A 10,000-nucleotide genomic window follows, 5' to 3' on the forward strand; every position below is an offset into this window, starting at 1 on the left:
GCGAATGTATTCCAAACCATCTGCTAAAGTGTACGCCAATTCAATATCTGCAGTAGCTCCCGCTTCTTGCATGTGGTAACCCGAAATCGAAATCGAGTTGAATTTTGGCATATTTTTACTCGTATATTCGAAAATATCCGCAATAATTTTCATCGAAGGCGTTGGTGGATAAATATAGGTATTTCGCACCATGAATTCCTTCAAAATATCATTCTGAATCGTTCCCGACAATAGGTTAGGAGTAACGCCTTGTTCTTCTGCAGCTACGATGTAGAATGCCATAATAGGTAAAACCGCACCATTCATCGTCATCGAAACTGACATTTCCCCTAACGGAATTTGGTCGAAAAGTACTTTCATATCTTCCACCGAGTCAATCGCAACTCCAGCTTTTCCAACGTCTCCCACCACTCGTTCGTGGTCAGAATCGTAACCACGGTGTGTCGCTAAATCGAAGGCAACCGAAAGACCTTTTTGTCCAGCAGCTAAGTTTCTTCTGTAAAAAGCGTTACTTTCTTCCGCAGTTGAAAATCCCGCATATTGACGAATGGTCCAAGGTCGGCGAACGTACATAGTAGCGTATGGTCCGCGTAAATTAGGCGCAAAACCAGCTCCAAAACCAAGATGTTCTAAATTGGAAATGTCTTCTTTAGTGTAAGTTGGTTTTAATTCGATGTTTTCGGCGGTAGCAAAATTATCAGCATTAGTACTTTTTACTTTTGCCTTTTCACTTTTGCCTAATTCTAAATGTTGTATATCTTTTCTCATGATTATTGCTCTTGAGATAATCGTTCTTGTTCTAATTTTTCAGCCAAACGTTTTTCGATAATCGGTGTGATTAGCGTTTTTCTGGCGTTTTGTTTTACGAAAGGATACAATTCCAAGTCGTTTTTCATTTGGTCGTTTTTGTTTGGATACTTGTTGGTTCCCAATAAAACTTCTTTTCCTGAATCGAAAAGTTCTTGTTCTTTTTGAGCGCTTTCGTTGATTTTTCTTTGAATTGTTCCATCGATTAATTGCGAAATCAATCCGCCATTTTTCTCGATATCTTTGAATAATTCTAAAGCTTTTTCGGCTAATTGTTCCGTTAGCGTTTCAATGTAATACGCACCATCAGCTGGATTGTTTACTTTGTCAAAATAACTTTCGTGTTTTAAAACTAACAATTGGTTTCTCGAAATTCTATCGCCAAACTCGTTGTCTTTGTGATAGATGGCATCGTAAGCTAAATTCGCAACCGCATCAGCTCCACCAAGAATTACACTCATACATTCAGTAGTCGTACGTAACATATTTACGTTGTAATCGTATAAGGTTTTGTTGCGTTTTGTTGGTGTTGTAATGATATGACAATCGAAATTATGATTGTATTCTGAAGCTAATGTGTTGAACAAAAGGCGTAAGGCTCTTAATTTTGCAATTTCGAAAAAGTAATTTGTTCCAACAGCAACTTCAATTGTAATCGGTTGATTGATAGTTGGAATTCTATTGAAATATTCATTTACTTGCGCTAAAGTGTAAGCCAATTGTTGTACGATATTCGCACCCGCATTTTGATAAATTCCGCTTGAAATAGTTAAAAATGGAACAGTTGATTTTGAAGCAATTGCATTTAATTTTTCGAAATCTTTTTCAAGGTTTTCAAACCAATTGCCATCTTTTACTAATTGTCCGATTGAATCGTTTTGAATAAAAATATTGGCTTTACTTTTTGAAGCAAATTCATTGATTTTATTCGAAAATTCAACAGAAAGAAAAGGTAAATGGAAATAATAATTTACATTTTCTAACGGAAGATTTTGCATCAATTCTTCAATTGAAACGGCATCATTTTCTAAAGTAAAACGAACACTTTCTGCTCCTCTTTGTAATGTTTCTAATGCTCGAGCATTCGATTTTTTTACATCGTGAACAAAAATATTTTGAACAATAGCAAAAGGTTTTGTTGGGACAATTGCATCAAGATTCACCTCAGTTTCATCATTGTGATAAAACGGTTTTACTTTAATGCCTTCTGGACTTTCCCAAACTAAAGTTTCGTTGTAATCAGCACCTTTTAGTTCGTATTGAATTTGTTGCTTCCATTGTTTAGAAGAAACGGCTTCAAAATCGGAAAATAAATTGTTGTTAGCCACGAATTATGTATTTAATTGTTACTAGTTGTTTTTTCGGCAGCAGCTTTCTTTTCGTCTTCAAATTCGATGATGTAGATGTCTTCGTTATCGCGTTTCATATAATATTTTTCACGCGCATATTTTTCTACTCGATTATCATTTTTTAACTCTTTGATTTTTGTGCTGTCTTTTTTGATTTCAGTTTTATAGTACTGAATATTGTCTTCAATTTCTTCAATTTCCTTATCCAAAACACGATGCTCTAAATAGGAATAATTGTCGAAAAAAAGCATCCAAACAGAAAAAAGAATTAACACCAAAACGTAGCGATTCATTACGAATGCTAAAAACGGATATTTGGCAATTAAATTCTTGATTTTGTTCATTATGCGATTCTTTGATTAATTACGGCACGAACTACATCGATAGCTACCGTGTTATATTTATCGTTAGGAATAATAATATCAGCAAACGCTTTTGTAGGCTCGATAAATTGCTCGTGCATTGGTTTTAAAGTAGTTTGATAACGATTCAAAACCTCTTCCATATCACGACCACGTTCTGCAATGTCACGTTTTAAACGACGAATTAATCTTTCGTCAGAATCGGCATGAACGTACACTTTAATATCAAACATCTCTCTTAATTCGGGATTGGTTAGAATTAAGATACCTTCAACAATCATTACTTTTCTTGGATGGGTTAAAATCTTGTCATCTGTTCTGTCGTGAGTTACAAAAGAGTAAACTGGTTGTTCAATGGTTTTTCCAGCTTTCAAATCTTTAAGATGTGCTACTAACAATTCAAAGTCAATAGCTCTTGGATGATCGAAATTGATTTTAGTACGCTCTTCATAACTTAAATGATGCGTTTCTTTATAGTAAGAGTCCTGAGAAATGATACCTACTTCAGAAGAAGGTAACTCATTCATAATCTGATGAACAACTGTTGTCTTTCCACTTCCGGTTCCTCCGGCAATTCCAATAATTAGCATATAAAAGGTTGTCTTGTTTAATTTTAGCAAAAATAGAAATAATATTCTAAGTGTTTTTTGTTTTTGGATAGAAAGTTTATACTTAACGTGCTAAAAAAATATAGGTTGAGTGGAAGTGAAAAATTATTTAAAAAAAAGAATTGATTTGTTTGGAACAATAGAAATTAGTTCTATATTTGCACTCACAAATTCGGGGTGTAGCGTAGCCCGGTTATCGCGCCTGCTTTGGGAGCAGGAGGCCGCAGGTTCGAATCCTGCCACCCCGACAAAACCTTCTTGAAACTTCAAGGAGGTTTTTTTATTGTCAAAAATTATACATTCATAATTAAAACTAATTCAATTTTAAGAAATAATTTTAATTAAAAACTTACATTTGCTACTCTTAAAAGAATAAAGTTATGTCAGATACAATCGAAAAAGTAAAATGTTTAATTATAGGTTCTGGTCCAGCAGGTTATACTGCAGCAATTTATGCGGCTAGAGCAAATATGAATCCAGTTTTATATCAAGGGCAACAGCCAGGAGGTCAGTTAACTACAACAAATGAAGTGGAAAACTTTCCAGGATACCCAGAAGGTGTAACCGGACCTGAAATGATGGTTCAGTTGCAAGAGCAAGCAAAACGTTTTGGTTCTGATATTCGTGATGGTTGGGCTACAAAAGTAGATTTCTCTGGAGCTATTCATAAGGTTTGGATTAATGATGCGATTGAAATTCACGCAGAAACGGTAATTATTTCTACTGGTGCTTCTGCAAAATATTTAGGACTAGAATCGGAACAACACTATTTAAAATTAGGTGGTGGTGTTTCAGCTTGTGCGGTTTGTGATGGATTTTTCTATAGAAATCAGGAAGTAGTAATCGTTGGAGCAGGAGATAGTGCTTGTGAAGAAGCACATTACTTATCTAAATTATGTAAAAAAGTAACGATGTTAGTACGTAGCGATAAATTTAGAGCTTCTAAAATTATGGCAGAACGTGTACAAAAAACAGAAAACATCGAAATTTTAATGCACACTGAAACAGAAGAAGTTTTAGGTGATGGACAAGTAGTTACTGGTGTAAAAGTTAAAAACAGAGCTACAGGAGAAACGAAAGAAATTCCAGCAACAGGATTTTTCGTAGCGATTGGTCACAAACCAAATACAGATATTTTTGCAGACTATATTACGTTAGACGAAACGGGTTATATCGTAAATGTTCCAGGAAGTTCAAAAACAAATGTTTCAGGTGTGTTTGTAGCGGGTGATGCGGCAGATCATGTATATCGTCAAGCAATTACAGCTGCGGGAACAGGTTGTATGGCAGCTTTAGATGCTGAACGTTATTTGGCGGCGAAACAGTAATTTTGAGAGAAATAAAAAAATCCGACAATTTTGTCGGATTTTTTTATTTCTCTTTTTTATACAAAGTGGCGTTATTCAAAAATTTAGTTATCTGAATTTTTGATCCCCCTAATAATTCTGTTTCTGTTTTTCCTGAAGCAGCTAAATCAAGAGTGTTTGTTACGTTAATAAAACTCTTAGCATAACTTTCGGTAGATAATTCTAGAGTAGCAATTACTAGTTTTTTTGCAGTTAATACGGCATAATTATCTAATCTCATTTTAGCATTGTTTACATTTCCTTCTATTGTTGCCTGACTTTTTTGATACATGTCAAGTTTTAATTCAGGAGAAGTTACTAATGCTTTTAATTCAGCATTTTTGCTTAATTCTAAAGAAGTGTTTTCTGCTTTTACGTTAATTTCTGCTTCTGCTTTATCGTTTAAAACCAATGCAAAATAATTTGCCTTTACATTTAAGAATGCTCTTGAATTATCGTAGTTTTTTATGGTAATGTTTTCTAATTCTAAATCTGCCAAAGCATGAACTGAACTTTCGTTTTTAGCAGTAATTAATTTTAATTCGGAAGTATAGTTGATACGTAAAGCAAATTTTTTGGCACCAATTGCTTCTCTTAAAGAAGAAACTCTTAATGTTCCACCTGCCACTTCATAGTTAATGATTTCATGAAGATTGTCATCAGCTTCAATTTCTAAGGATGGGTTGTCTGATTTTACTAAAAAGACTTCAAAATTGTCATTGATTTCAATGTTTTCAAAAGATGGAATTTCTTTAACTGAAACCGTTACAATTTTAGAACCTTTGATTTTTTCTTTTTTTTGTGCTACAGCTATTGTAGTTAAAAATAAAAGGGTAAACAGAAAAGATATTTTTTTTGTCATTTTTGTAATAATTTGATATCACAAACATACACAAAATTTGTTCCAAATTTCATTTTTTCAAGATCAGAAGTTCAATCTTTATGAAATTTAGTAAATAAAAAAGCACCAGTTTTAGCTGATGCTTTAATGCTATATGATGGATTCGATAAAATTTACTATCAAAGTAAAAACAAATTCTACGACTTGAATTATTAACTTAATCATGAGAGTTGAATTTTAGTTTATTCATGTAAAATTATAAAATGCTTAAAATAATGCTGTTAATTAAATACTAATTATTTGTTAATTAGTTAAGGCTCACACTTCCACCAGAAGTTTCTTCTTTGATTACTTTTTTGGGTTCTTTAATGTAATCAATTGAACTTCCACTTGAAGCTTTCGCGTTTAATAATACAATTGGATTTACAGTTGTATTACTTCCGCTTGTTGATTGTGCTGTAATTTCGTTTGCAGCTAAGTCTTTTGCATCTATTTCACTTCCGCTTGATGATTTAGTGTCTAATGCAAGTGCTTTTCCAGATAGTTTTATTTCGCTACCACTTGTTGATTCGCTACTTACCTTTTCGTATTCTAAATCTGTATTAATTGTAGCTCCGCTGCTTGTTTTAACCATTAAGTTAGTTCCTTTTAATGTGCTTTTTGAACGGATACTAGCACCACTAGTAGATTCTAATCCTTCAATAGTTTTTGTGCTTACGCGAACAATTGCGCTTTCCATTGTATTGATGTTGCCATCAATTTTTATAATTAATGTACCATTTTCAACTTTAGTAACAATATGTTCCATCAAGTTATCATCTACTTCCACTTCTACTTCTGTAGTTTCACTTTGATCTACAATTACTTCAACACCTGTACTGGCAGAAATTTTAGTAAAAGGAGTAGTTATGTTTCTTTTTTCTGTAACTACGTTTCCGCTTCCATCAATACCATCTCCTAAATTTAGGTTAGCATTGCAAGAGGCTAAAGTAAGTGTAATAAAGAGAGCGATTAGTTTTAGAGTCGTTTTCATAATTATTTATTTTTAGATGGTTCTTCTTTCTTTTGTATGTCTGGAGGTGTGTTTTCGATTGTTTTGATTTTTCTTTCACCATTATTTGTAACAGTTTTTTTTACCAAAACACCATTTTCATCATAGTAAATAGTTGCCGAAGTGTCACCAGTTTCAACTTTTATACTTAAACTATCATCAATCTCTTCAGTTAAACAATTTAAGCATTTTACTTTATCAGAATCCACTCTATAAATTGGATTTTTCGTGTCATATTCATTTTCGTCGAAAAAGTCGTAATCACTTCTATCGTAATTGCTATAACTTTCGTCAGTTTGAAAGATAGTTCCTTTTGGTAAGTACAAATAAATTTCAACTTCTTGACCTCTAAATTTATTTTCTACGGCGGTTAACAAATAATTGTCAAGAACAATAGTGTTTCCTTCAATTTTGTAATTATACTTAATTTTTTCAGCTCTTTTCTTTGCTTGAGAAGTTGATTTTCCGTTGGCTAATTTCTCAATTAACATATATGGAGTTGCTTCATCTGTATACTTAACTTCGATAGAAACATTATTTGAATAGATTATTTCATTATCGGCTTCGTCTTGTGTTATCTTGAAATCGTGATCTCTGTAATTGTTTTTCGAATAAAAATCATTGTTCTTGAATTTGATTTTTAAAGTATCCGTTGGAGCAATTGCAATCATTTCTTTTTGAACCGCTTTTCCTTCAAATGCTAACTGCGATGCTTCGTTAATTCCTAATGAAATAATTATTCCAACTGCGATTAACCATACCGCTAACAAACTGTATTTTACATAATTTCCAATAGATCTTAAGTTGTTTACTATTAGTTTTAATCCTAAAATCAGTAAGAAAAACAGCGGAATTCCAAATCCTAGTAACAATAACATTCCTTGAGCCCAAAGTGGAGTTTCTAGACCAATTGGCGTTTGGATGTTGTTTAAAATGTAATTATCAGGCATTGTTGACGAAAATATCATGATGATACTCGTTATAATGATTGCTAACAATCCCATTCCAGAGAAAAACACTATAAAAGCTCCAATTATTTTGGCGAATACTTTAAAGATAGTTGTGATAACTTCTTCAATAGTAGAACCAATTCTAGTAGCTCCAGATTTAGCTGTGTTCGCGATTTTCTCATGATCGATATTACTAAACTTAGAAGTAATATCGTCAAAACCTTCCTTTACTTTTTTTTCGATGTTTGAGATGGTTATCGGTTCGCCTTTCATTTCTAATTTTTGAGTTGTGGTAACCGCTTCTGGAATTAATATCCATAATACAATGTAAACGAATAATCCAGTTCCAAATCCAAAGAATAAAATCACCATGATGATTCTCAACCATAAAGCATCCATTCCTAGATAATGACCTAATCCTGCCATTACACCACCAAGCATTCCATTTTCTTTATCACGATACAATCTTTTTGAAGGATAATAGAAATTTGTTGAAGATGAAGAACTAGATTGATATGTTGATTTCTCATCATCTATTTTGTAATCTTCTGGTTGTCCCATGATTCCAATTACAGTGTCAATTTCTACTAAACCAATGACTTGTTTTTCGTTTTGTATGCGCTCTTGGAATAATTCGGCGATGCGACTTTCTATATCTTTCATGATTTCGTCTCTTCCATCAGGCGAAAGTGAACGTTTCACCGCATCAAAATAACGCGATAATTTTTGATAGGCATCTTCGTCGATGTGAAAGAAAAATCCTCCTAAATTTATACTTATTGTTTTGTTCATGACCTTTAGTTTTGACTTGTTATTATGTTTACTGCATCTGATAATTCTTTCCAGGTGCCATTTAATTCTTGTAAAAATTCTTTGCCTTCATCGGTTAAACCGTAATATTTTCTTGGTGGACCCGAGGTGGATTCTTCCCAACGATAATTTAATAATCCATCGTTTTTTAATCTTGTTAGAAGTGGGTAAACGGTGCCTTCCACAACTAGTAATTTAGCATTCTTTAGCGTATCCAATATTTCAGAAGTATATGCATCTTTTTCTTTTAAGACTGATAAGATACAGAATTCTAAAACACCTTTTCGCATTTGTGCTTTAGTGTTTTCAATGTTCATAATTCCCCTTGTTTTTTTTAATTAGACTGTTCATTTTTTGATTCTTTTTGCTTGCGCATTGATTGATTTGATGATTGAAAATTAGATTACCTATTATTTTCTTATACAAAGATAAGTCTAAAGTCAGGTATTATGTTACGCATAGTACCTATATTTAACAAAAAATTAACATTTAAAAAAATAGTAGGAATGCATAGTATTTTTTGTATTTTTACAAAAATAAATCAATGAATTATGGAGTTTACACCTGCAAAACTGAATCTTTTTACTTTTTTTAAACTGCCTTCTGCTTTTTGGAGCGGTGTGAGAGTTAAATCAATTTCACCAGAAGTTTGTGAAGTAACCGTAAAACATCGTTGGTTTAACCAAAATCCATTTAACTCTATGTATTTTGCTGTGCAAGCTATGGCAGCAGAGTTTACTACTGGGGCTTTGGTTATGTTTCAAATCAAGCAAAGTGGAAAAAGTATATCAATGTTAGTAGCTCAAAATAAAAGTGTCTTTACAAAAAAAGCAACTGGAAGAATTACTTTTACATGTGATCAAGGTGATTTAATTAAAGAAACCATCCAAAAAGCAATTGATACGAATGAAGGACAAACGATTTGGTTGACTTCTATAGGTAAAAACGAAAAAGGAGAACAAGTTTCCGAAATGCAATTTGAGTGGACTATTAAAGTAAGAGCTTAGCAGTTTTAATTCTAAACTTTCTGTTACTAACTTAAAACTAATCCTAAACATAAGTTAATTTGCTTTCATTACCAATTAATTGATAGTAAATTTGAGGAAAAAGGAAAAGAAAATGACGGTTTTAATTACAGGGGCTACAGGATTAGTTGGACAAGAATTGGTGAGTTTATTACTTCAAAATGGATTTACTGTTCATTATTTGTCAACTTCTAAATCTAAATTAGTTTCACAAAATAATTACAAAGGTTTTTATTGGAATCCCAAAACATCTGAAATCGATTTAAATGCTTTAACAGATGTTGAGGTGATTGTGCATTTGGCTGGTGCTTCGGTTGCAAAAAAATGGACATCTTCTTACAAAGAAGAAATAATTGAAAGTAGAGTTTTATCTACAAGATTACTTTATAAAACACTTCAAAAGAATTCGCATCAAGTAAAACAGATTATTTCAGCTTCTGCAATTGGAATTTACCCAGACGATTTAAATTATATTTATCATGAAACTGATAATAAGGTAGACAATTCATTTTTAGGAAATGTAGTGCAACAATGGGAAGAGGAAGTCAATCAGTTTGAAAAACTTCATATTAAGGTAGCTAAAATCAGAATTGGAATTGTTTTGGCGAAAAATGGTGGCGCACTACAAGAAATGGCAAAACCAATTAAAATGGGTGTTGGAGCTGCTTTTGGTTCAGGAGAACAATATCAATCTTGGATTCATATTCAGGATTTAGTAGGTATTTTTCAATTTGTAATTCAAAATGAACTTTCCGGAGTTTTTAACGGAGTTGCGCCTTATCCTGCTACGAATGCTGAATTAACAAAAGCGATTGCTAAAACTTTAGGAAAACCATTGTTTTTACCAAATA

11 protein-coding genes and 1 tRNA gene are annotated in these 10,000 nt (G+C 32.6%); 4 read left to right on the forward strand and 8 right to left on the reverse strand.

All coding sequences use genetic code 11. The features are described from left to right. From LDL23_RS03520 to udk, 4 genes are all read right to left on the reverse strand, one after another. Positions 1-768: methylmalonyl-CoA mutase family protein (locus LDL23_RS03520; protein WP_291264477.1), on the reverse strand; the 768-nt coding region annotated here is incomplete at its 3' end. 2 nt (positions 769-770) lie between these two features. Beyond that, positions 771-2,135 (reverse strand): methylmalonyl-CoA mutase subunit beta, encoded by a 1,365-nt coding sequence (locus LDL23_RS03525; RefSeq protein ID WP_291264478.1) that lies wholly within the window; start codon positions 2,133-2,135, stop codon positions 771-773. Between the two features lie 11 nt (positions 2,136-2,146). Then, positions 2,147-2,500, reverse strand: coding sequence for a septum formation initiator family protein (locus LDL23_RS03530; protein ID WP_194093083.1), 354 nt, complete (start codon positions 2,498-2,500; stop codon positions 2,147-2,149). Continuing rightward, positions 2,500-3,108, reverse strand: coding sequence for a uridine kinase (gene udk / locus LDL23_RS03535; RefSeq protein WP_291264479.1), 609 nt, complete (start codon positions 3,106-3,108; stop codon positions 2,500-2,502). The genes LDL23_RS03530 and udk overlap by 1 nt, the downstream gene beginning before the upstream one ends. Positions 3,109-3,299: 191 nt before the next feature. Here udk and LDL23_RS03540 point away from each other — a divergent pair. Beyond that, positions 3,300-3,374, forward strand: a tRNA-Pro gene (locus LDL23_RS03540). Between the two features lie 132 nt (positions 3,375-3,506). Further along, positions 3,507-4,454 (forward strand): thioredoxin-disulfide reductase, encoded by a 948-nt coding sequence (gene trxB, locus LDL23_RS03545; protein WP_291264480.1) that lies wholly within the window; start codon positions 3,507-3,509, stop codon positions 4,452-4,454. A gap of 43 nt (positions 4,455-4,497) precedes the next feature. Here the strand turns inward: trxB and LDL23_RS03550 are convergent, their stop codons facing one another. The 4 genes from LDL23_RS03550 to LDL23_RS03565 form a co-directional block, all read right to left on the reverse strand. Beyond that, positions 4,498-5,334, reverse strand: coding sequence for a DUF2807 domain-containing protein (locus tag LDL23_RS03550; protein ID WP_291264481.1), 837 nt, complete (start codon positions 5,332-5,334; stop codon positions 4,498-4,500). Positions 5,335-5,620: 286 nt separating this feature from the next. Beyond that, positions 5,621-6,346: a head GIN domain-containing protein gene (locus LDL23_RS03555; protein ID WP_291264482.1), complete on the reverse strand. Its 726-nt coding sequence runs from the start codon at positions 6,344-6,346 to the stop codon at positions 5,621-5,623. A gap of 2 nt (positions 6,347-6,348) precedes the next feature. Further along, on the reverse strand, positions 6,349-8,106 hold the full coding sequence (locus tag LDL23_RS03560) for a PspC domain-containing protein (RefSeq protein ID WP_291264483.1): 1,758 nt from the start codon (positions 8,104-8,106) through the stop codon (positions 6,349-6,351). 5 nt (positions 8,107-8,111) lie between these two features. Further along, entirely contained in the window at positions 8,112-8,441 is a 330-nt protein-coding gene (locus tag LDL23_RS03565) for a PadR family transcriptional regulator (protein WP_026724567.1), read from the reverse strand. A 234-nt stretch (positions 8,442-8,675) separates the two neighbouring features. Here LDL23_RS03565 and LDL23_RS03570 point away from each other — a divergent pair, with 234 nt between their 5' ends. Together LDL23_RS03570 and LDL23_RS03575 are read left to right on the forward strand one after the other, a co-directional pair. After that, complete coding sequence (locus LDL23_RS03570) at positions 8,676-9,131, forward strand: DUF4442 domain-containing protein (protein ID WP_291264484.1); 456 nt, start codon at positions 8,676-8,678, stop codon at positions 9,129-9,131. Between the two features lie 112 nt (positions 9,132-9,243). Further along, on the forward strand, positions 9,244-10,000 hold a 757-nt coding region (locus LDL23_RS03575; protein WP_291264485.1), incomplete at its 3' end, for a TIGR01777 family oxidoreductase.

Origin of the sequence: Flavobacterium sp. (genome assembly GCF_020217025.1) — a bacterium.
Lineage (GTDB): Bacteria > Bacteroidota > Bacteroidia > Flavobacteriales > Flavobacteriaceae > Flavobacterium.